General features: G+C 68.3%; 21 protein-coding genes. 10 read left to right on the top strand and 11 right to left on the bottom strand.

Annotated elements, in window-relative coordinates; genetic code table 11:
- Positions 1-70: 70 nt before the first annotated feature.
- The 3 genes from dnaE to BLQ73_RS26350 all read left to right on the top strand — a co-directional run bounded on the left by dnaE (position 71) and on the right by BLQ73_RS26350 (position 4,980).
- The gene (gene dnaE / locus BLQ73_RS26360; RefSeq protein WP_143020449.1) at positions 71-3,628 is read left to right on the top strand and encodes a DNA polymerase III subunit alpha; all 3,558 of its coding nucleotides are present in this window, start codon (positions 71-73) and stop codon (positions 3,626-3,628) included.
- Positions 3,625-3,945, top strand: a complete 321-nt coding sequence (locus BLQ73_RS26355) for a DUF6300 family protein (protein ID WP_093174493.1) — start codon at positions 3,625-3,627, stop codon at positions 3,943-3,945. Before dnaE ends, BLQ73_RS26355 begins: the two co-directional genes overlap by 4 nt.
- Positions 3,946-4,008: 63 nt before the next feature.
- Positions 4,009-4,980 (top strand): BtrH N-terminal domain-containing protein, encoded by a 972-nt coding sequence (locus BLQ73_RS26350; protein ID WP_093174491.1) that lies wholly within the window; start codon positions 4,009-4,011, stop codon positions 4,978-4,980.
- A gap of 17 nt (positions 4,981-4,997) precedes the next feature.
- On the opposite strand, the gene BLQ73_RS26345 is transcribed toward BLQ73_RS26350, so the two are convergent.
- Positions 4,998-5,594: a TIGR03086 family metal-binding protein gene (locus BLQ73_RS26345; RefSeq protein ID WP_093174489.1), complete on the bottom strand. Its 597-nt coding sequence runs from the start codon at positions 5,592-5,594 to the stop codon at positions 4,998-5,000.
- A gap of 64 nt (positions 5,595-5,658) precedes the next feature.
- Here BLQ73_RS26345 and BLQ73_RS26340 point away from each other — a divergent pair, with 64 nt between their 5' ends.
- Positions 5,659-6,468 (top strand): helix-turn-helix domain-containing protein, encoded by an 810-nt coding sequence (locus BLQ73_RS26340; protein ID WP_093174487.1) that lies wholly within the window; start codon positions 5,659-5,661, stop codon positions 6,466-6,468.
- Positions 6,469-6,481: 13 nt separating this feature from the next.
- Here BLQ73_RS26340 and BLQ73_RS26335 read toward each other — a convergent pair whose 3' ends face one another.
- The 3 genes from BLQ73_RS26335 to BLQ73_RS26325 all read right to left on the bottom strand — a co-directional run bounded on the left by BLQ73_RS26335 (position 6,482) and on the right by BLQ73_RS26325 (position 7,954).
- Positions 6,482-7,255 (bottom strand): alpha/beta fold hydrolase, encoded by a 774-nt coding sequence (locus BLQ73_RS26335; RefSeq protein ID WP_093174485.1) that lies wholly within the window; start codon positions 7,253-7,255, stop codon positions 6,482-6,484.
- 64 nt (positions 7,256-7,319) lie between these two features.
- Complete coding sequence (locus BLQ73_RS33580; protein ID WP_245691425.1) at positions 7,320-7,454, bottom strand: sigma factor; 135 nt, start codon at positions 7,452-7,454, stop codon at positions 7,320-7,322.
- Positions 7,455-7,687: 233 nt separating this feature from the next.
- Positions 7,688-7,954, bottom strand: coding sequence for a hypothetical protein (locus BLQ73_RS26325; RefSeq protein WP_093174483.1), 267 nt, complete (start codon positions 7,952-7,954; stop codon positions 7,688-7,690).
- A gap of 652 nt (positions 7,955-8,606) precedes the next feature.
- Here BLQ73_RS26325 and BLQ73_RS26320 point away from each other — a divergent pair.
- Positions 8,607-9,290 (top strand): GntR family transcriptional regulator, encoded by a 684-nt coding sequence (locus tag BLQ73_RS26320; RefSeq protein WP_093174481.1) that lies wholly within the window; start codon positions 8,607-8,609, stop codon positions 9,288-9,290.
- A gap of 28 nt (positions 9,291-9,318) precedes the next feature.
- On the opposite strand, the gene BLQ73_RS26315 is transcribed toward BLQ73_RS26320, so the two are convergent.
- The 4 genes from BLQ73_RS26315 to BLQ73_RS26300 form a co-directional block, all read right to left on the bottom strand.
- On the bottom strand, positions 9,319-10,641 hold the full coding sequence (locus BLQ73_RS26315; RefSeq protein ID WP_093174479.1) for an amidohydrolase family protein: 1,323 nt from the start codon (positions 10,639-10,641) through the stop codon (positions 9,319-9,321).
- Between the two features lie 48 nt (positions 10,642-10,689).
- Positions 10,690-12,246 (bottom strand): ABC transporter substrate-binding protein, encoded by a 1,557-nt coding sequence (locus BLQ73_RS26310; RefSeq protein ID WP_093174477.1) that lies wholly within the window; start codon positions 12,244-12,246, stop codon positions 10,690-10,692.
- Positions 12,247-12,563: 317 nt separating this feature from the next.
- Complete coding sequence (locus BLQ73_RS26305; protein WP_093174475.1) at positions 12,564-13,664, bottom strand: NAD(P)/FAD-dependent oxidoreductase; 1,101 nt, start codon at positions 13,662-13,664, stop codon at positions 12,564-12,566.
- A complete protein-coding gene (locus BLQ73_RS26300; RefSeq protein ID WP_093174473.1) occupies positions 13,661-14,164 on the bottom strand; it encodes a copper chaperone PCu(A)C in 504 nt (167 codons plus the stop codon). Before BLQ73_RS26300 ends, BLQ73_RS26305 begins: the two co-directional genes overlap by 4 nt.
- Before the next feature lie 100 nt (positions 14,165-14,264).
- On the opposite strand from BLQ73_RS26300, the gene BLQ73_RS34725 reads away from it, so the two are divergent.
- Complete coding sequence (locus tag BLQ73_RS34725; RefSeq protein WP_275936324.1) at positions 14,265-14,387, top strand: hypothetical protein; 123 nt, start codon at positions 14,265-14,267, stop codon at positions 14,385-14,387.
- Here BLQ73_RS34725 and BLQ73_RS26295 read toward each other — a convergent pair whose 3' ends face one another.
- Entirely contained in the window at positions 14,388-15,323 is a 936-nt protein-coding gene (locus BLQ73_RS26295) for an alpha/beta fold hydrolase (protein ID WP_093174471.1), read from the bottom strand.
- Positions 15,324-15,387: 64 nt separating this feature from the next.
- Between BLQ73_RS26295 and BLQ73_RS26290 the strand changes: the two genes are divergently transcribed.
- Both BLQ73_RS26290 and BLQ73_RS26285 read left to right on the top strand, forming a co-directional pair.
- Entirely contained in the window at positions 15,388-15,957 is a 570-nt protein-coding gene (locus tag BLQ73_RS26290; RefSeq protein ID WP_093174469.1) for a helix-turn-helix domain-containing protein, read from the top strand.
- A gap of 247 nt (positions 15,958-16,204) precedes the next feature.
- Positions 16,205-16,741 (top strand): toxin-antitoxin system HicB family antitoxin, encoded by a 537-nt coding sequence (locus BLQ73_RS26285; protein WP_093174467.1) that lies wholly within the window; start codon positions 16,205-16,207, stop codon positions 16,739-16,741.
- 92 nt (positions 16,742-16,833) lie between these two features.
- Here BLQ73_RS26285 and BLQ73_RS26280 read toward each other — a convergent pair whose 3' ends face one another.
- Both BLQ73_RS26280 and BLQ73_RS26275 read right to left on the bottom strand, forming a co-directional pair.
- Positions 16,834-17,610: a MerR family transcriptional regulator gene (locus BLQ73_RS26280; protein ID WP_093174465.1), complete on the bottom strand. Its 777-nt coding sequence runs from the start codon at positions 17,608-17,610 to the stop codon at positions 16,834-16,836.
- Positions 17,611-17,633: 23 nt separating this feature from the next.
- Positions 17,634-18,536 carry an alpha/beta hydrolase gene (locus BLQ73_RS26275; RefSeq protein ID WP_093174463.1) on the bottom strand — a complete coding sequence of 301 codons (903 nt, stop codon included), beginning with the start codon at positions 18,534-18,536 and terminating at the stop codon, positions 17,634-17,636.
- A 100-nt stretch (positions 18,537-18,636) separates the two neighbouring features.
- On the opposite strand from BLQ73_RS26275, the gene BLQ73_RS26270 reads away from it, so the two are divergent.
- Together BLQ73_RS26270 and BLQ73_RS26265 are read left to right on the top strand one after the other, a co-directional pair.
- The gene (locus BLQ73_RS26270) at positions 18,637-19,377 is read left to right on the top strand and encodes an HAD family hydrolase (protein WP_093174461.1); all 741 of its coding nucleotides are present in this window, start codon (positions 18,637-18,639) and stop codon (positions 19,375-19,377) included.
- 49 nt (positions 19,378-19,426) lie between these two features.
- Entirely contained in the window at positions 19,427-21,793 is a 2,367-nt protein-coding gene (locus tag BLQ73_RS26265; RefSeq protein ID WP_093174459.1) for a glycoside hydrolase family 65 protein, read from the top strand.
- Positions 21,794-21,798: the final 5 nt, after the last annotated feature.

Genomic DNA, 21,798 nt, shown 5'->3' with positions numbered 1-21,798 from the left:
AACTCTGTCTGCCCTCGGGTCGAATGCTGCGGATCGCGAACGAGCTTACAACCAGGAGGAGTGGTCACGGGTGGGGTCCTTCGTACACCTCCATGTGCACACGGAGTACAGCATGCTCGATGGCGCCGCCAAGGTGGGCCTGCTGATGGACGAGGTGGCCCGGCAGGGCATGCCGGCCGTGGCGATGAGCGACCACGGCAATGTGCACGGGGCGTATGAGTTCTACCAGAAGGCGCGCAAGGCGGGAATCAAGCCGATCATCGGCATGGAGAGCTATGTCGCCCCGGCTTCGCGCCACCACCGGAAGCCGGTGTACTACAGCGACGACCTGGCGCTACGCCGTTCCAACGATGACACCGGAGAGGGCGGCGACGTCTCCGGGCGCGGCTTGTACACGCACATGACGATGTGGGCGTCCGACGCCGACGGCTTGCGGAACCTGTTCCGGTTGCAGTCCCGGGCCTGGCTCGAAGGACACGTCCAGAAATATCCGCGCATGGATGATAAACTGCTCGCCGAGTACGGCAAAGGCATCATCGCCACGACCGGCTGCCCCTCCGGCGAGGTGCAGACCAGGCTGCGGCTCGGCCAGTACGGCAAAGCCGTCGAGGCCGCCGCCCGCTACCGCGACATCTTCGGCCCGGACAACTACTTTCTCGAGCTTATGGACCACGGCCTCGCCATCGAACGCCGGGTCCGCGGCGAGCTTCTCAAACTGGGCAAGGAGCTCCGTCTGCCTCCCCTGGCCACCAATGACTCCCACTACGTCACCGAGAACCAGGCCGGAGCACATGACGCGTTGCTGTGCGTCGGAACCGGCAAGCGGCTTGCCGACGCCGACCGCTTCCGGTTCAGCGGCAGCGGCTACTACATCAAGTCCGCCAGCGAAATGCGCGCCCTGTGGGACGCCGAGGTGCCCGACGCCTGCGACAACACCCTGCTGATCGCCGAACGGATCGATGACTACGGGGAGGTGTTCGCCCACCGGGACCTGACGCCGCGCTTTCCCGTCCCCGAAGGCGAGAGCGAGTCAAGCTGGCTCCGGAAAGAGGCCCTCGCGGGCGCACGCCACCGCTACGGCGGCCACCCATCACAGGAGGTGCTCGACCGCATCGACTATGAATTGTCGGTCATCGACAGCATGGGCTTCCCCGGTTACTTCCTCGTGGTCGCCGACATCTGCCGCTATGCCCGCGACAGCGGCATCGGCCTCGGCCCAGGCCGCGGCTCCGCCACCGGCTCCATGGTCGCCTACTGCACGGGCATCACCCAGCTCGACCCGATCGAGCACAAGCTGATCTTCGAACGCTTCCTCAACCCCGAGCGCATCACGATGCCCGACGTGGATCTCGACTTCGACGACCGGCGCCGCGACGAGGTGATCGACTACGTCACCCGCAAGTACGGCGACGACCGAGTCTGCCAGATCGTCACCTTCGGCACCATCAAAGCCAAGGCCGCCGTCAAGGACTCCTGCCGCGTGCTGGGCCTGCCGTACGCGCTGGGCGACCGCATCACCAAAGCCTTCCCGGCCGCGGCAGGCGGCAAGGAGATCCCCCTGGCCGCCATCCACGACACCGGCCACCCCCGCCACGGCGAGGCGGCCGAGCTGCGGACGATGTACGAGCAGGAGCCCGACGTCAAACTGGTCATCGACACCGCCGTCGGCATCGAAGGCCTCACCCGCGGCACCGGCATCCACGCCGCGGGCGTGATCCTGTCCAGCGACAGCCTCATCGACGTGATCCCCCTGGTCAAGCCCAAGGTCGACGGCCCGGTCATCACCGGTTTCCCCTTCACCCAGGCCGAAGACATGGGCCTGCTGAAAATGGACTTCCTCGGCCTGCGCAACCTCACCGTCATCGGCGACGCGATCGCCAACATCCGCGCCAACAAAAGCCTCGACATCGACATCCTCGACGTCCCGCTCGACGACGCCACGACCTACGAACTGCTGGCGCGCGGCGACACCCTCGGGGTCTTCCAACTGGACAGCGGCGGTATGCGCGTCCTGCTGAAACTCATGCAGCCCACCACGTTCACCGACATCGCCGCGGTGAACGCGCTGTACCGCCCCGGCCCGATGGAGATGAACGCCCACACCAACTACGCCCTCCGAAAAACCGGACGGCAGCCGATCGAACCGATTCACCCCGAGCTGGAGAAAGCCCTGGAACCCATCCTGGGCGACACCTACCACCTGGTCGTCTTCCAGGAGCAGGTCATGGCCATAGCCCAGCACCTGGCCGGCTACTCCCTTGGCGCGGCCGACATGCTGCGCCGCGCCATGGGCAAGAAGAAGAAAGAAGTCCTGGACGCCGAATGGGACCGTTTCTCCACGGGGATGCGTGGCAGCGGCTTCTCCGACGAGGCGATCAGGGCGGTCTGGGACGTGCTGGTCCCCTTCAGCGGCTACGGCTTTAACAAGTCGCATACCGCCGGATACGGCCTGGTCTCCTACTGGACCGCGTACCTCAAGGCCAACCACCCCCAGGAGTACCTCGCCGCGCTGCTCACCTCCGTCGGGGACGACAAGGACAAAATTGCCGTCTACCTGTCGGACTGTCGGCGCCTGGGCATCAACGTGCTCCCGCCCGACGTCAACGCCAGCCGGTTGGATTTCGCGGCCGTCGGTTCCGACATCCGCTTCGGGCTGGGCGCCGTACGCAACGTCGGAGCCGGCGTCGTGGACGCGATCGTCACCGCCCGGCAGGCCAAAGGCCCCTACACCGATTTCAACGACTTCCTCGGCAAGGTCCCCTCCGCCGTCTGCAACAAGCGCGTCATCGAGTCGTTGGCCAAAGCCGGCGCGTTCGACAGCCTGGGCCATCACCGCAAGGCCCTGGTCTCGATCCACGAGCAGGCCGTGGATGCGGTCATCGACGTCAAACGCAACGAGGCCCACGGGCAGGACTCGCTGTTCGGTGAACCGGGCCAGAGCGAAACCTTCTCGATCGCGATCCCCAAGGGAGAGTGGGAGAAGGCCACCCTGCTCGCCTTCGAACGCGAAATGCTCGGTCTGTACGTCTCCAGCCATCCGCTCGACGGCGCCGAACACGTCCTGAACGCCAACCGCGACACCACCATCGCCGACCTGCTGGCCTTCGGACGGCAGGACGCGGCCACCCGGATCAGCGGCATCGTCTCCGGCCTGCAACGCAAGGTCACCAAGCAGGGCAGCCCCTGGGCGATCGTCACCCTCGAAGACCACGACGCGGCCGTCGAGGTCCTCGTCTTCCCCAAGACCTACACCCTGTACGGCGAAGCCCTGGCCGAAGACCGCGTGATCTCCGTGCGGGGACGCGTCAACATACGCGACGAGACGACGAGCGTCTACGGCGAGGAGATCACACCACTGGACATCTCCGCCACTAACGCCGAACCGCCCGTGGTGATCTCGATCCACGAAACCCAGCTCACCCCGCGACTCGTCCAGGAGTTCCGACACATCCTGACAACCCACCCCGGCCGGGCCCCCGTACACGTGCATCTGCACCGCTCAAGCGCCAAGTGTCTACTGCTGGCCCTCTCCCCCTTCCACGTCACCGCGCACCCCGCGTTCTACGGCGACATCAAGGCACTGCTGGGAGCCGGCGCCGTCGGCGCGACCGCGAACGGCGCCACATGAGCGGCGCCCAAACCTGTCCCCGATGCCGCACCGGCGACATCCTGGCCATCCTGCGCCTTCCGCACACCTGGGAGAACGCCACCGGAAAGCGGGTGTCAGTCCGCAGCGACCTCCTCCTGTGCTCCCACTGCGACGCGCACGACCCCCTGACCGGCCCCATCGTGACGTACTTCGCCCTGCACGAGACGGTACGGCCCGAGCACATGCACCACCTCGCCCGGCTCCTGCGACGCTGGATCGATCACGCGAGTATCCCCAAACCCAACGAAAAGCCCCTGACAACCGAGGCCGAAGCCTGGTACCGCGGCGACCTATGACGATCCCCCGCCGGAAACCCGCGGCCCCATGCCGTACGGCTTGCCGCAGGCCACACTGAAGTGGTGATTGTCAGCGACATCGAGCCGCGCGGCGGCCTGCACTGTGAAACCAGCACACTGGGTGTACTGCTGCGCCACCGGGGAGTCGATCTTTCGGAGCCGATGCTGTTCGGCCTTGGCGAGGGGCTCGGCTTCATCTACTGGGACGCCAAAAACATGGATATGCCCTTTCTCGGCGGGCGCATCAAGCCGTTCCACCTCACTCGCCAGGTAGTTGCCAGGCTCGGCGGGCTGGAACTGCGAGTGCTGGAGACTTCGTCCGAGCGCAAGGCGTGGAACAACCTGACCGAGGCCCTGGAGAGCGGCAGCCCCGTAGGACTACAGCTTGACTGCTATCACTTGGGCTACTTCACCACGCGCGTCCACTTCGCCGGCCATTTCGTGGCGGCGTACGGCTTCAGCGCCACGCACGCCCACCTGGTGGACACCGCGCAGCAGGGAGGCGCGGTCACCGCCACACTCGACAGCCTGCGGCTCGCCCGCGCCGAGCGGGGGCCGATGGCCGCCCGCAACCGGTCCTTCACCGTCACGGGCTCAGCCGCGCGCGAGCTGCGCGAGGTGCTCGCAGAGGCGATCAAGCGCAACGCGCACGCGTTCCTTGAGCCGCCCATCACGAACCTCGGCCACAAGGGCATCGCCAAGGCTGCGCGGCAGATGCGGGGTTGGACGGACCGCGACCCCGCCGCGATCGCCCGAACAGCCGCGATCATGGAGTACGGCGGCACCGGCGGCGCCCTGTTCCGCAACATGTACCGCGATTTCCTCGGCGAATGCGCCGCCCTCGTCGACGACCCGGCCGTACACGAGGGGCACCACTTGTACGGCGAGATCGCCAAGTTGTGGACCGAGGCCATCGCGGAGATCGCTGCGGCTGCCGAGAATCCCGCCCGGCTGACCCGCGCCTCGGACATGCTGGCCGAGCTGTCGCGCAGGGAACACGACGCTATGCGGGTCCTGGCGCAGGTGGCCGTGTAAGGGGGCGCGGAAGGCGATCAGTCCGGCGGGGACGGGATCCAGTGCGGGTCGCGGCCGGAGGCGGCCAGGGCGCGGGCGAGGGGCGGCGCAGTGGCGGGAACCGGCACAGGGTCGGCGAATCCGCCGTACTGCCGGTAGATCTCGGCGTGTTCCTCGACCACCCCGAGCACCATGAGGGCCAGGTCGTCGGGAATGTCGATCTCCTGGCCCGTGGCGCGGGCGACGTCCCAGCCGTGCACCACCATCTCCTTGACCACCATCTGGGCGATCGCCGTGGCGGGCATGGCCGTCCAGCCCAGGTCGATCTCGCCTTCCCAGGCCGCGGGGTCAGCCCAGGCGGCCACGGCCCGGTCCACCTGCTTGGCGTAGGCGTCGGCCCAGGCGGGGTCGGCGGTGAAGTCGCGCTCGACGAGGTCCTGCGGCAGGGTTTCCCGGCGGGCCCGGCGTTCCAGGCCGTGAGAGGTGTACAGGACCCAGTGGTTGACCAGGGTCCGGGTGTCGAACTCCGTGCAAGGGGTCGGGCCGTCCAGGTGTTCGGTGCGGACACCGTAAGCGACGCGGGCGGATTCCGCCGCCGCCCGTGCCATCAAGGGGTGAAGTGCGTGAACGTGCATTTACCCATCGTGGAGGCTCCGCCGTACGTCCGTCTTGAACAAACGCGACGGCTAACCTGGCGGTATGACCTCGCGCGCCCTTGGACGAGGGGTGCTTCACCCCGGCCGGGGGGCGACCGTGATCAGCCTCTCCCGGCACAAGCCTGCCGTACGGCTGGCGCGCATCGTCGAGTTCTACTGGCTGGTGCGCTGGGATCGCCGCGGCCTTCCGGCCTATGAGCAGAAAGTGCTCTCTCATCCCAACGTGCACCTGGTCTTCGAGGCGCCGCGGGCTCACGTGTACGGGGTCGACCGGTCGCTGTTCGTGCGGCGGTTGGAGGGGGCCGGGCATGTGTGGGGGGTGAAGTTCAGGCCGGGAGGCTTCCGGCCGTTCACCGACCGTCCCGTGGCCGATCTCGCCGACCGGGCGGTGCCGGCCGGCGAGTTCTTCGGCCCGGAGGTGGATCGGCTCAACGCGGGGGTGCTCGGCGGCCCTGCGGACGCCGCGGGCATCGCCTCCTTCGTGGACTCCTTCCTGCTGGGCCGGCTGCCCGAACCCGACCCGGTGGTGGAGCGGGTCGCGGCGATGGTGGAGCACATCACCGCCACGTCTGAGCTGCGCAGAGTCGACCAGGTGGCGGAGGAGTTCGGCGTCAGTGTGCGCCGGCTGCAGCGTCTATTCGCGGAATACGTCGGCGCCGCCCCCAAGTGGGTCCTGCGCCGGGCCCGCCTGCACGAGGCGGCCGAGCGGGCGGCCGGGAGCGGCGGCGTCGACTGGGCGGCGGTCGCCGCCGATCTCGGCTACGCCGACCAGGCCCACTTCACGCGCGATTTCACGGCGGCGGTGGGCGTCTCACCTGCCCGCTACGCGGAAAGCGGCCGCGCCGAAGCGTGACCGTGGCCGCGGCCTAGGGGGCGACAGGGTCGGCGGCACGGCGAATCGGCATCCAGGTGGGCACCGGATCCCCGGTGAGGAAATCGGCGACGAGGCTGGTGCACAGCTCCGGCTTCTCATGCAGGAGCAGGTGGGAGGTCCCGGGGACGATGGCGAGCTGGGCGTCGGGCAGGCCGCGGTATATCTCCAGAGTGTGCTCCAGGGTCACGATGTCGTCGTCAGCGGCCACGACCAGCGCCGGGCAGGTGGCGGCCGACAGGTCGGCCAGGGCCAGCGGCGGCTCCTCGTTCACCGATTGGACGATCTTCGCTACCACCACGGGAAAGTGGTCCGCGCCGTCTGGTGACACCTCGGCGTAGGCGGCGACCAGCGGCTCGGGCAGGGGCCCGTCGGCGGTCGGCCGCACGATCATCCCGTCGGGATCGAAACCACCGCTGATCAGGACGAGCCTCTCGACCAGGTCGGGGCGGCGCACGGCCACCCACAGCGCGACGATCGCGCCCGCGCTGTAGCCGGCCAGCCGCACCGGACCGCCGACGGTCTTCTCGATGAACGCCGCGGTGTCGGCCGCCATCGCCTCCACGGTGATCGGCCCCGGCACGTCGGGGGTGTGGCCGTGGCCCCGCCGTTCGGGGAGGAGGAGCCGGAACCGGTCGGCGAGCGCGGCGAGGTTGCCGGCGAAGTCCCTGCTGTCGGTGAGACCGCCGTGCAGGAGCACCAGCGGATCGCCCGAGCCGCGCTCGTCATACCAGGTGCGCACGCCGTTGACGTCGATGTAGTCGGCCATGATGCGGTGGTTCCCTTCGTTCTCGTGCGGGGGTATACCCGTGATACGGAACAGCGGCGGAAAACTAAGACGTTGGTGGCGATGCGGTACGGCCACGGCCGCAGCGGCCCGCGATCCTCGTCGGAGGAGTCACGCTCCGCCAGGCGCGCACCAGGGTCTCCTGCACCGCGTCCTCCGCGTCGAACGGCGATCCCAGCATGCGGTAGCAGTAGGCCCGTCAGCTCGACCCGGTGCCCTTCCAGCCTGAGATCCCCCGTCTCACCACCCATGCGGGCCACCGTACCGGCGCCCTCGCCTGACGGGCCGCCACGCCGGACATCGGGCCGGACATCGGGCCGGACATCGGGCCGGACATCGGGCCGTCCCGCGAGGGGATCCCCTCGCGGGACGGAGGACTTTCCAGGCCGGTCCATCGGCCCGGATTGCCCGGCTCTAGTAGCCGCCGTAACCGTTGTCGCTTTCGTCCTTGTCCTTGCAGTATTCGAGTCGCCACTTGCCGTACTTGTAGCACTGCTTGCACCAGTCGCCGTACCTATCCACCCACCGGCAGCTCGCCTTGGCGATGCCCGGCGAAACGGCGGACCGGTCGGCGCTTATGGAGAGTGGGCCGGAGGCGTTTGCAGACTGCGTGCTGATCGTGCCGCTGACGACGAGTGTGGACGCGGCCACGACGGCAGCGACGAGAAGTCGTTTCAGCATGGGTTCACTCCGTGATCTGAAGGAGTGAGTCCGAGGCCTCGGACCTGGGACTCTATGGACCGTCGATCAGGGTTCCCGGGATACGCCATGACGGCGCTGTGGACAGTTCCACCATAGCCAGGGCGCCCCCCTTGCTCTCCCCGTCGGCGGCAAAACCTGACCTCAGGCGATCGACCGCACACTCGATTCACCGTCGCGGCTACTTCCAAAGAGCAGGGCATCCCGTCATTTGAGATGAGATTGCTGTTCGCCGCATCGAATGCATAAAACGCATTCTCGTGCCTGATCCTCAGGCGGAGGCGCCGCCGGAGTGCCCGGCTTCGACCAACGCAACGCCAGGGGTTCGGTAGACCTTGGAAAAGGGCGAGGCGTGGCGGCGGCACCTCCAAAAGGTGACGCCTCAGTCGGGCTATTGGTTGGTGATGCGATGCATGCCGTAGCGGTGGGTCTCGGCCGGGCTGACCACGTCAGAGCCTCAGACGACGTCGCCACGACGGCTCTCGCGACGCGAAGCGTCGCTGCGTGGAGGGCCGACCGGCCGGTTACGCGATCGGCCCCCCATTGATAAATTGGCATAGTGGCTAAGCCGCTATGGGAAACCGCCACGCCTTCGCCAATATCGGCCGTCGCCACATCTAAATAGAATGCTGGCATGGCACGCCAGGGTGGTGCGACGACACGCACCGAGGGCATCTATCGACGACTTCGCGCCGACATTCTGGGCGGCAGGCTCACCCCGGGCGAGCGACTGAAGTTTCCCGATCTCTGCGGGAACTACAACACGAGTGTGGGCGCGGCGCGTGAGGCGCTCGCCCGCCTGAGCGCCGAGGGGCTGGTCAGGGCTCAAGCCCATCAGGGCTACATGGTGAGACCGCTGTCCCATGACGACCTGCTCGACCTGACCGAGGCCCGCATCGAGGTCGAGACACTGGTGTTCCGCATGTCGGTGACGCACGGCAATGTGCGGTGGGAGGCCGACCTGGTCGCGGCGCACCACGTGCTCGAACGCACTCCGTTCCCCGACGGGGAGCCCGCCCACGTCTCCCTAGTGGAGACGTGGGCGGTCGCGCACACGGTCTTCCACCGCGCCTTGTTCGCCGGATGCCCCAACCGCAGGCTGACCGAGACCGCCCGCGCACTGCGCGAAGAGGCCGAGCTCTACCGCCACTGGTCGCTGCCGGCGGCCCGCGCCGCCGACCGCGACCACGCGGGCGAACACCGGGCCCTGCTCGACGCCGCGCTCGACCGCGACGCCGACAGGGCCGCCGACCTGCTGCGCGCTCACATCGCGCACACCACCGACCTACTGATCGGAGTGCGCGGCGTGCCCGCGTGAGGCTTGTGCCGTACGCCAGGAACGCGGCTCAGGCGAGCACGCGTGTGCGCAGGTCGGCGATGGTTTCGGCGATCTCCTGCCGGTCGACGCCCACCAGGGCGCCGTTCTCCTTGCGCACGACCCCGCCGCTGATCACCGTGTCGACGTCGCGGGACGAGCCGAACAGTACGGCGTGCGCCGCCGCGTCGCCGATCGGGTCACCGTAGGGCCAGGTCTCCAACAGGACGACATCGGCGAACTTGCCCGGTGCGAGGGTGCCGAGCTGATCGCCGAGGCCCAGGGCGTGGGCGGCGTTCACCGTCGCGGTGGCGAGCATGTCGCCGGGCGCCGCCGACCGGGAGTCATTCTGTCCCGACAGCGGCAGGCGGCCCGCGGCCCGAGCCTCCGCCGCGTCGTGCGCCTGGACCATCGTGAACGACAGCCGGAGCTGGCTCAGCAGGTCGATCGAGACGCGCGACGGCGTGTCGGTGCCGATGCACAACTTCACGTCCTCGCGGAACGCACGGCTGAGCACGCTCATCGAGCGGCCGACGGCGATCTCCACCTCGGGCGTGACGGAGATGGCGATGTCGGCTTCCCGCAGCAGCCGCAGTTCGCGGTCGGACACCGAGTTGACGTGGACGGGCACCAGCTCCCCGTCCAGCAGGCCCTGCTCGTGAAGAGTAAGGATCTGACCGGGCGAGTTCTGGTGGAACGTGGCCCGCAGCCCGTGGTCGCGGGCGAAGTTCCGCTCCTTGGTGAACAATTCCAGACCGGCGGTCTCGATCTCGGAGAGCCCCACGCCGAGCGTCACCATCGTGTCCTCGCGCTGCTCGGACTGGAGCTCGATCAGGTCGTCGAGTTTCGCCCCGTGCGGCCGGTCCGGGATCTGCCCGTCGAACGAGTAGCCGAGTGACAGGCCGTACGCCATGAGGACGCGCTGCCCGGTGCGGGTATGCGCGTCGTACGCCGCACGCGCGTGGCCGGGCGTCATGATGCCGTGGCAGAAGTCGAGCGCCCCGGTGACGCCGCGGTCGAGCATCTCCAGGCCGCACAGGTAGACGGCGGTGCCGAAGTCCTTCGCGTTGAACCGGTCGCGCGTCGGCGTGATGACCGATTTGTAGATGAGGTGGCTCCACAGCTCGGAGGCGAGGCCGCGCAGCGGGTGCTGCCACATGTGGATGTGAGTGTCGATCAAGCCCGGGATGACGATCTTGCCGGTGGCGTCGATGGTCTTGTCCGCCGGCCCTTCGAGATCCTTGCCGACCGCCTCGATCCGGTCGCCCCGGATGAGGACGTCGCCGCGCGTCAGGGTCCCGAGGCGGGGATCCATCGTCACGACGAAGCCGTTCTTGATCAGAATGCTGGACACCAGTGAGCTCCTTACAGGTGAGTCGGGGCGACGGGGAAGGGGCGCGCCTCAGCCCTTGGCCACGAGTTCGGCGTAGCGAATCGCGGCCGGCACAGTCGCCGTCGAGTCGACTTTGTCGACCTTCTTCTTGTTGAAGGCCCAGAAGTACGGCTGCTCGAAGTAGCCGCAGTCCAGCGCCTCATCGTTGACGATCTTCGTCATTTCCGCCCAGTCGGCGGCGGCCGCCTTCTCATCGGGCGCGGCGAGCGCCTTTTCGACGACCTTGTCGAGCTCAGGGTAGGCGACCTTCTTGGGGTTGCCCGCGCCACCCGGGAAGAACTTGTAGAGGTAGTAGTCGTAGGCGCTGGCGTCACCGAAGTCCGAAAGGATGGCCGCGGGATACTTTCCGTTGTTGTAAACGCTGTAGAACTGACCCCAGGTCATCATGTCGAGCTTCACGTCCACCCCGATCTCGCCCATCTGCGCACGGAAGAGCTCCGCGATCGACCGCTGGATGTCGTAGCTCGGCAGGACGAAGCTCACCTTGGGGTTGCCGGCCTCGGCCATGAGCTGCTTGGCCTTGGCGAGGTCGTGGGGATAGCCGGCGACCTGCGGGTTGTAGCCCTGCTGGCCTTCCTTCATCCGCTGCAGGTGCACCTTGGAGTAGCCGCGGTACTGCGTGTCGGCGTATTCCTGCGGGTTCATGGCCAGGCATATCGCCTGCCGTACCTTCTTGTCGCCGAACACGCCCTTGGTGTCGTACATCTGCAGGTGGAAGAGGCTCGACGGGTAAGTGGCCAGGCCGAGGCCGCTCTGCTCCACCCGCTTGTCGTAGGACGCGACGGTGTAGGCGATGTCGAGCTGGCCGACGGTGAGTGCGTTCAGCAGCGAGTCGGGGTCGTTGATGAAGTGCACTTCGATGCCGCCGGTGCCGATCTTCTCCGGGTGCCGGTAGCGGTCGAAGACCTTGGCCATCACCTTGGAGCCCGCGACCGAGCGCGAGGGGTCATAGGCGTACGGACCCGTCCCGGCAGGCGTCTTCGCCCATGTCCCGGCCTCGATGGCGGCGGGCGAGATGATGTAGCCCTGGCTGCGCGCGAGGTTCGGCAGCAGTGCGGGAGCCGCGCCCTTCAGTTTGATCCTGAGGGTCTTCGCGTCCACCGCCTCGAAGGCGGTGACCGTGCCCATGGTGCCCTTCCAGCGGGCCGAGGTGGAGCGCATGCGCTCCAGGTTCTTCACCGCGGCGGCGGCGTCGAACGGCGTCCCGTCGTGGAAGACCACGTTCTCTTCCAGGGTGAAGGTGATCTCACTGTCGCTCACCTTCCATTCCTTGGCCAGGCCGGGGATGATCGTGACACCGTTGCTGGCCAGCCCCACCAGGCCCTCGTAGACGAGCGAGGTGTAGGTGCTGTTGCCGCGGTCGATGGTCTCCCAGTCGTTGAGCGGCACGGGCACGCCGAACCGCAGGACCGGCTTGGGCTTCTCCCCGGCCGCCTTCTCCTCCTGGGCACCCGAGCCGCAGGCCGAGGCCACGGCGAGGGCTAGGCAGGCTCCCAGCAACGTCTTCAGCCGCCTCCCCCTGCGCCCGGGATGCGGTAACTGCGGCCCATGTTTGCCGTTGGGCATGGCTTCTCCATGGTTTGTGTACGATGCCGCCTTGCCGGACCGTTCCACGAAGGGCGGCCAGGCGGCGTGGACGGCGCCACCGAGGCGCCTGGATGGTCGACCCGACACGATGGACGATTCCGTGGGCGAGGACGGAATCGGACAGGTCGGCGTTGGGGAAGTACAGGTCAGAGCCTGATTCGAGCTGACGGAAACACCTATAGGTGTACTCGGCCGACATTCGATTGGTCAATAGACTTTCGAAAGTTGATGCCCATGTTCGTTCACAGCAGCAGGCCGTCCTCCATCGCGGACACGCCGCGCCCCCGCTCCGCTCCTCAGTCAGTCCCGACCGGCGGCCCGCCACCGGCCGCCCACCACGGCCGGCGCAGGCCGTGCGCCGCCTTCCCGGCCACCGGGGCCGGCGTGCGGCCCGCCCCGACACGGTCGCGATCGGCGGACACCGCGCGGCGGGTCTCCTCGTCGATCAGATCGGTGTTGACGGCCGCCGCCGCGCGCGCCCCCGCCACGGCGGCGGCCATCACCTGGTCGTTCGGGTTGGTGACGTTACCGGCCGCATACACACCCGGTACGGCGGTCGCGCCCTTCCCGTCAGAGGCCACATAGGTGCCGACCAGACGCCCGTCCACGCGGTGTTCGGCCGGTTTCAGGCCCACCGACGTAAGAAAGTCCGCGCGGGCGGCAAAACGCGGCGCGACGACCAGTACGCGGCACCGGACCGGGTTTCCGGCCTCCGGCCGTACAGCGTGGAGCCGTACGGCATGGAGCCGTCCCCCGGCCGTTTCCAGAGCGGTGACCCGCCCCGGCACGACGGCGATCCCGCGGGCCGCGAGCTTCCCGTAGTCCTCTGCGGTGGGCTCGGGACCCGTGTGCAGAAACAACGTGATGTCCCTGCTCCACTGCCTCCACAGCAGAGCCTGATGCACCCCGCGGCGATCGGTCGAGAGGATCCCGATCGGCTGGTCCTGGACCTCCCACCCGTGGCAGTACGGGCAGTAGAGCACATCGCGCCCCCACCGCGGCGCGAGTCCGGGCACCTCGGGCAGCTCGTCGACCAGTCCGGTGGCCACCAGCAGCCGCCGCGCACGAACCGCGCGCTTATCGGCGAGAACCACCCGGAAGCCCTGGTCGCCGAGTCGCCTGACAGCCGCCACACTGCCGTTCAGGAACGTGCCGCCGTAACGCGCCACCTCGTCGCGGCCGATCGCCAGCAGCTCGGCGGGGGGCGTGCCCTCCCTGCCGAGGTAGGCGTGCACCGCGCCGGCGGGCGCGTTGCGCGGGCGCCCGGAGTCGATCACCAGCACCGTACGGCGTGCCCGCACCAGCGCCAGCGCGCCGCTCAGCCCGGCGCCGCCGCCCCCGACCACCACCACGTCATAGCGCTGTTCGCCGTCCTCGGCCGCCGCTCGATTCCTCATCGTGGGAGGGTCGTCGCGTAGGAGGCGGGTTGGACAGGGACATCGCCGACTACGATCTCCCCTGCCCGTTGAAAGTGCATGATGACCGTCACAACCTGTCCCACCTGCAGTGGTTTCAGGAGGCCGGTCAACGTCACCTTCACGTTGCCGCCCATCCACACCGACCTCCCCGGCGGCACGGCGACCGGCGAGCGGGACATCGCCACCGACCGGGCCACACCCGGAGCACTCACCCCGACCAGGGAGTCGGGCTGACCTCCCTCATTGGTCATCGAGAAATAGAGAGGGAGAGAAGCCCCGACCTGCACCGTCTCCGTCGGCGCCGGCCCGAGAACGGAGACGTCCTGGAGGCGCAGCCCGTCCTTCGCGGCCAGCGCGCCTTCCGGCGACAACGGCTGCTCGCCCGGTGACCACGGCGGGCTACCGCAGCCCCCCGCTCCGCTGGCCGCGACCAGGGCGACACACCACAGCAGCCGCTGGATACACACGGTGATCATCATGCTTCAGAGCGTAGCCACGCCGTACTCGCTCAGACGGCTCCGCGGGTCACCTCATCGCTCGGGTCGGGTCACGGCTTGACGTTGACGCGACATCACGGCGTTGACTGCTCGTGGCGCAGCGTCGGCGACCGCACCGGGCTCCGCCGCCGGCGAAGCCGACGACGTCGTCTGGATCCGCGGCGCCGACAGCGGCCCGGCGACCCTCGCCCTCATCGGAGGGTGATCACTTTCCGAGGAGATCCCGGATCGCCTCGGTCACGGCATCGGGACGCCGGAAGTGAATGGTGACATGTCCGACGTCCTCGACAATGCGGTTCTCACCGTGCGAGACCGAGCCGGCCAAGGCCGTATAGAGCCGCCGCTTGCCCTGGAGCTCCGCGTCCAGCAGCGACTCCGGCACGCCCTGCGACACGAGCCTCTTGAACGGGTCGATCCCCATGGCGGTGAGAATGATCAGCGGCACGTCGGGCATCGGGCCTGTACGGCGGAGCTCCTCGTTGAGCTCCTCCACGTTCTTCGCCTCGTCGAAGCCGACCCGGAACCACTCCGGGCTGACGTGGCGGTCGAGAAGGAGTTCGCGAACCGTGTCGGGCCAGTCGCCCATTTCCTGCGCGAACATGCCGCGGTAAAGCTGGACGAGTTCGTCGGGCAGCTCATCGGGGAACGCCTGGTCGGCGTCCCACGTGTTCCAGAGCTCGACCAGTTCCGGCGGCATGGAGGAGTTGTAGTCCTCGTGGGCGGGGTCCAGCAGGACCATGCCGGCCACCTCGCCGGGAAAACGCCGCGCATAGTGGCGGGCGTAGAAGCCGCCAAGAGAATGACCGACCAAGAGGTAGGGAGCCGGAATGCCCGCGGCGCGCAACACCTCGCGCAGTTCGTCGGTCACCTCGGCCGATGTGCGCGGCAGGTCGGCCCGGTCGCTCCATCCGGTCCCCGCCCGGTCGTAGAGCACGCTCGTGGTGAATTCGGCGGCTCGTTCCTGAACGTTCAGATAGTCCAGCCCGACCGTGCCGCCTCCGGGCAGGAACACGACCGCCGGTCCCCCACTGCCCGCCCGGTGCAGCAGCAGGCGCCGTCCCCCCACGTCGTAGTACCGCCCCAGTGGCGGGCTGCCCTCCTTGGCCGTCTCCGGCCGAACCTCCGACGGTCGATGCGACATGCCGACTCCTCGATGGATGTTTTCTCAAATTTGAGAACGGTCTCAGTCGTGAGACTGTATCACTGTGGACACCCTTGAACTACTCCTGCACCCCGTACGGCTCCGCATCGTTCACGCCATGTCCGGCGGCCGGACGCACACCACGTCCGATCTGTGCGCCCGCCTGCCCGACGTGTCCAAAGCCACCGTGTATCGCCACGTCGGCCTGCTGGCCGAGGCGGGCATGCTGGAGGTCGACGGAGAACAGCGCGTCCACGGCGCCGTGGAACGCCGCTACCGCCTGCACCGCGCCCGCAGCGTGATCGGCCAGGACACGGCCGCGGCCATGTCCCTGGACGAGCACCGCCACGGATTCGCCGCGGCCATGGGCGCCCTCCTGGCCGAGTTCAACGCCTACCTCGACCGGGGGCACGCCGACCCGACCGCCGATTCCGTGTCCTACAAGCAGCACCCGCTCTGGCTCGACCAGGAAGAACTCGCCGGCCTGATCGACGACATCCGCAGCGCGATCATCTCCAGAATGGGCAACGAACCCACTCCCGACCGCCGCGCACACCTGCTGGCCACGATTCTGTTCCCCTTCCAGGAGCCACCCCGGGAGCCTCCGCGCCCCGGCCGAACCGGCTCCCCATGACCGCCGCGGTGCTTGACCCGCCGCCGACGGACCGCCCGGCCGAGCGGGCCTTGCCGTACAGCGAGCGCGGTCGGCCGCCGCCCGGCCCGCAGGACGCGCGAGCATTTCCGGGCGGCGGCCTTAACCTGGTAGACGTTTCAGCGTCTGAGCCCGTCCGGACAGCGGCCCCGGCCCGGACGGTCCCATGAGACGCCGCACGCGACCTCCCCGAGTTGCGATGACGCCACAATGATGCCATCATGACGTCATGGAACTAGGGTCCTACGTCGAAAATCTCCGCCGCGAGCTGGCGGTCGCCGCCGAGGCCGGCGGCGAAGAGGCCCGAGCACTCGCAGAGCGGCTCACCGCGCCCTTGGAGTCGGCCCTCCGGCTTGCGCTGCTGGAGGCATTGTCCGCCGCGGCGGACGAGATCACCCGTGATCTCGCCCCGGGATCGGTCGACGTACGGCTGCGCGGGCGCGACCCCGAGTTCGTCGTGACACGGCCGCCGGGCGACCACGCGTTCGACCCCGACGCGGAGCGGCCGATGCCGCCCGGCTCCGGCGGCGGCCTGCCCGCTCCCCCTGTACCGCCGAACGCCGAAGACGGTGGGGGCACATCGCGCATCTCGCTTCGCATCCCCGAGCATCTCAAGCCGCGCATCGAAGAGGCCGCTCGCAAAGAAGGACTCTCAGTCAACTCGTGGCTCGTTCGCGCCATCTCCGCCGCCCTCGACTTCGACGGCGGCAGCCGCCAGCGCACAGACCGGCAGTCCACCCGGCCCTACACAGGTTGGGTCCGTTAACGACCGCGCAAGATCGCCCGCGGGCCCGAGGATCGGCCGCGGTGGTCCGCCTCGTCGGCCATCCGTCGCGGGCATGCGGATCTCCGTCAGGACTACATCGTGCGCTCCACACGCTCAAGTCTGGTCCAGCCGGTCCAACCTCGCTGTGCCAGCAGCCCGATCAGGCGACGGGCCGGCGGCACGGAGTCGAACGCCAGCGTGTCCATCAGCCTGACAAGCGGTGGCTCGATGTCGGTGTCGTCGACATAGTCCTCGCCTTCCTCGTCGGCCAGCCCCGTGAGGTAGGCGGCCAGCCTGTCGGCCAGCTCGACCAGCCGCGGGTCGTCGGCGGTCCAGTCGAGAGCCTGGCCCAGGGTGAGATAGAAGTCGAGGAGCCGCTGGTGGGCGATCTGCTCCCGCTTGCGCGTCACCCACTCCGAAACCCGCCCGGGTGAGCGCGCGGCCAGCACGATCCAACCGTCGCGTTCGACCTCGACGATCCGCTCGGCGACCCCGAGCGCCCGCAGCCGGTCGAGATACTCGACCACCTCAGTCGGCAGCGCCACGCCGTCCCCAGCGGCAAGCCGGGCTATCTGCTCGCGCTGCCGCTGCCGCTGCCGGATCTCCGCCCGCAGCCGCCTGTCGATGCCCGCGACAGCACCGGCGAACTCCTCCTCGTCGGCCCGCAGAAGCTCCCGCACCCGCGCCAGCGGGACTCCGGCCTCCACGAGGGTCCGGATCTTGATCAGCTCGATCACGGCGCCGGCGCCATACCTGCGGTAGCCGAAGTGGTCCCGCTCCGGCTCCGACAGCAGCCCCTTGGCGTGGTAGTGCCTCACTGCGCGCACTGTCACTCCGGCATACGACGCGAACTCGCCGATGGTCAGCATCAGACCAGCTTCTCAGGAGCCGCTCAGGAAGTCCGCCTGCCCGGCTGGACCTCGCGTGCGCTCCGGATGATCTGGGCGATGTGCGGAGCGTGGGTGAAGACCAGCCGGTGGTCGGCGTCGAGCGAGGACGTGGCGATGTGCGGCTGCTCGCGGACTAGCCGCTCGACGCCGGCACGCCAGTTCCGATTGAACCGCAGCGCGGGCCTTTCGCCGCTGTCGCCGGCCATCGACCTCGACATGATCATCCTGATGGGCTGGTCGATCTTCCTGTACCGGCCGAGGATCCCAGACCGAACCACATCGATCTCGACATTCAGCTCGAGAATCTCCTGGGCGGTGAGCAGCACCTGACGCTCGGTGCCCCGCTCGGCCTCCAACCGCGTCGCCAGGTCCTCCCACATCGCGCGGAACTCCGGCAGGTCGGCCTCAGTGATGAACGGTTCGGGCACCGGATTCGCCCCGTCGATGAGAACAAGCCCGGCGACGGTGCCAGGATGCTCGGAGGCATAGTGCACCGCCAGGTCCGCTCCCAGCGAATAGCCCACGAGCACAGGCGCCGCATCCGGGTCAAGGCGTCCCAACTCTGCCATCACGGCGGACAGATCACTGAGGAACGACTCGAAGGCGTAGCGGTCGGCGGCCGAGGCGAGGCCGTGGCCCCGGAGGTCGAAGGTCACCACATCGTGGTCGAGCCGCAGCAGGCCGGCCAGCTCGTGCAGGTCGGCCTGCGTCGAGTTCAGCCCGGGGCACAGGACCAGCGGTCGTCCCCGGCCGCCGCGAGACACAGGGATAGTGACGCCGTCGTGGTGGACCGTGAAGTGCCGCATCGTCCCGTCGCCTCTCCCGGCTCGCTCCCCATCGCCGTCGCGGCCACCGTACGGCTTGCGCAGTGCGCCGACCTCGACCGCACTGGTTCTCGTGGTCATGGCACCATGCTGGGGGATTGCCCCTGCGTCAGGGCAAACCGTGGCGGCACATGGTGGCGATCAGTGTGTTCTCGCAGGTCAGCATGGGGAAGAGCCCTGTATGAAGGTGTTGCTTCCCGATGGCGTCCGTGCGTGCCTGTTCGACCTGGACGGCGTGCTGACCAAGACCGCGGTCGTCCATGCGGCAGCCTGGAAAGAGATCTTCGATGGTTTCCTGCGCGGCAGGGAAGGGGAAGGATATCGGCCTTTTGACGCAGTCGCCGACTACAACACCTATGTCGACGGACGTCCGCGGATCGACGGGGTCAGAGCCTTTCTCGCCTCACGACACATCGACCTGCCCGAAGGCACGCAGGACGACCCGCCCGACCGTGACACCGTCCATGGTCTGGGGAACCGCAAGAACATCCTCGTACTCAAGAAGATCCGAGAGGAAGGTGTGGAGGCATATCCAGGATCGGTGGAGTTCGTCACGGCGGTGCGCAGGGAGCAACTCGCGACCGCGGTCGTGTCCTCCAGCGCCAACTGCCGCGATGTCCTCACGGCCGCGGGCATTGAAGACCTGTTCGACACACGCGTCGACGGGGTGACCGCGGTGGAGCGGGGGTTGGCCGGCAAGCCCCATCCCGATACGTTCCTGGCCGCTGCCCACGATCTTGGAGTTGCGGCCGTGGAGGCCGCCGTGTTCGAGGACGCGGTGGCCGGCATGGACGCGGGCCGATCCGGCGGTTTCGGCTACGTGATCGGCGTCGACCGCGTAGGCCATGCCGTGGACCTGCGTGCGCACGGCGCCGACGTCGTCGTCCACGATCTCAGCGAGTTGCTGCAGGAGCCCAGGTGAACCACGTGATCCTGCGTGCCACCGAGAGGTGGCAGGGGAAGGAGGAGCGGTGATCAGTCACCCGGCCTTCGCCGTCGAGCCGTGGTGTCTGCGGGAAACCCACCTCCACTTGGAGGTTCTGGCCCAGAGCGAGTCGGTGTTCGCGTTGTCCAACGGGCACATCGGCTGGCGAGGAAACCTGGACGAAGGGGAACCCCACGGTCTGCCCGGCTCTTACCTCAACGGCGTCTACGAGCGCCATCCCCTGCCCTATCCCGAGATCGGCTACGGAAACCCCGAAACCGGCCAGACCATCCTCAACATAACGAACGGCAAGGTCATCCGACTCCTCGTCGACGACACACCGTTCGACCTGCGCTACGGGCGGCTCCACTCCCACGAGCGTGTCCTGGACCTGCGTAGCGGGCTGCTCCACCGCGACTGCCTGTGGACCGCCCCCACCGGCCGCACCGTACGAGTGCGCTCGACGCGGCTGGTCTCGCTGACCCAGCGGGCCATCGCCGCCGTCGCCTTCGAGGTGGAGCCGGTCGACGAGCCGGTCCGCGTGGTGCTCCAGTCCGAACTCCTCGCCAACGAGCAGTTGCCGAAGGAGCCGCGGGATCCGCGGGTCTCGACCGTACTGGAGACAGCCCTGCGCCCCGAGGAGCACGCCGCCATGGGGAGCCGGCTACGCCTGATCCACCGTACGGCCCACAGCGGACTGCGGGTCGCTGCTGCAGCCGACCACCACGTGACCGGATCCGAGGGGATAGACACCCTCAGCGAGAGCTTTCCGGATATGGGCAGGTTCGCCGTCACGGCGCCGCTCGCCCCCGGACAGCGCCTACGGCTGGAGAAGCTGGTTTCGTACGGCTGGTCGCAGAGCCGCTCGCTCCCCGCGATGCGCGACCAGGTGGACGCGGCCTTGACCGGTGCGCGCAGCACCGGCTGGCAGGGGTTGCTCGACGAACAACACGCCTACCTGGACGCCTTCTGGGCTGGTGCGGATGTCGAGATCGACGGCGACCCCGAGATCCAGCAGGCCGTCCGCTTCGCCTTGTTCCACGTTCTGCAGGCGGGTGCGCGCGCCGAAGGGCGCGCGATCCCCGCCAAAGGACTCACGGGCTCCGGCTATGACGGCCACTGCTTCTGGGACACCGAGACCTTCGTGCTGCCGGTCCTGACCTGCACCGCCCCCAAGGCCGTCGCCGAGGCGCTGCGCTGGCGGCACAGCACCCTGCCCGAGGCCCGGAAACGGGCACGCCAGCTCGGCCTGCGGGGAGCCGCCTTCCCGTGGCGCACCATCGCAGGGCTGGAATGCTCGGGATACTGGCCGGCCGGGACCGCAGCCTTTCACATCAACGCCGACATCGCCGACGCCGTGCTGCGCTACCTCTGCTTCACCGGCGACCGCGACTTCGAGGCCGACACCGCCGTCGAGCTCCTGGTCGAGACGGCCCGGCTATGGTGCTCGCTCGGCTACCACGACAGCCAAGGGCGATTCCACATCGACGGCGTCACCGGCCCCGACGAATACAGCGCCGTCGCCAACGACAACCTCTACACCAACCTCATGGCCCAGGCGAACCTCAAGGCCGCCGCCGACCTCGCGCAGCGCCACCCCGCACAGGCCACCGCCCTCCGAGTCGAAGAGGAGGAGATCGCATCGTGGCGCGACGCCGCGGCCAGCATGACCATTCCGTACAACGACGAGCTCGGCATCCACGAACAGTCGGCGGGCTTCACCCGCCATGAGGTGTGGGACTTCGCCCACACCAGGGCAGACCAATACCCTCTGCTCCTTCACTTCCCCTACTTCGACCTCTACCGCAAACAAGTCGTCAAACAGGCCGACCTCATCCTGGCGATGGTCATGCGCGGAGACGCCTTCGCAGCCGAGGACAAAACACGCGGATTCGCCTATTACGAGCCGCTGACCGTTCGCGACTCCTCACTGTCGGCCTGCTTCCAGGCCGTCATCGCCGCAGAGGTCGGTCACACCCGTCTCGCCTACGACTATCTCGGCGAAGCCGCCCTCATGGACTTGGAGGACCTTCAGCACAACACCCGGAACGGCCTGCACATCGCCTCCCTCGCCGGCACCTGGCTGGCCCTCGTCGGAGGATTCGGCGGCCTACGGCACTTCGAAGACACCATCCGGTTCACGCCCCGGCTCCCGGAGAACCTCACCCGGATCCGCTTCATTGTGAACATCCAGCAGCGTCATCTCCAGGTCGAGATCACCCGCACCACCGTCACCTACACCCTGCTCGGCGGGGACCCCTACACCATCGTCCACCTGGACGAACACATCACTCTCACCAGCGGCGCCCCAGAGCCGCGCCCCCTTCCTCCCCTCCCCCGCGTCGGCCCCGAACCCTCCCAACCGCCGAGCCGCCGCCCCCGACCACGCCGCCCGGGCCGACCTCCCACCTGACCTCG

This window comes from Sinosporangium album (genome assembly GCF_900100605.1).
In the GTDB taxonomy this organism is placed as follows: domain Bacteria; phylum Actinomycetota; class Actinomycetes; order Streptosporangiales; family Streptosporangiaceae; genus Sinosporangium; species Sinosporangium album.
The sequence above is the reverse complement of the archived record's forward strand: the minus strand, read 5'-3'. Positions and strand labels throughout refer to the sequence as shown.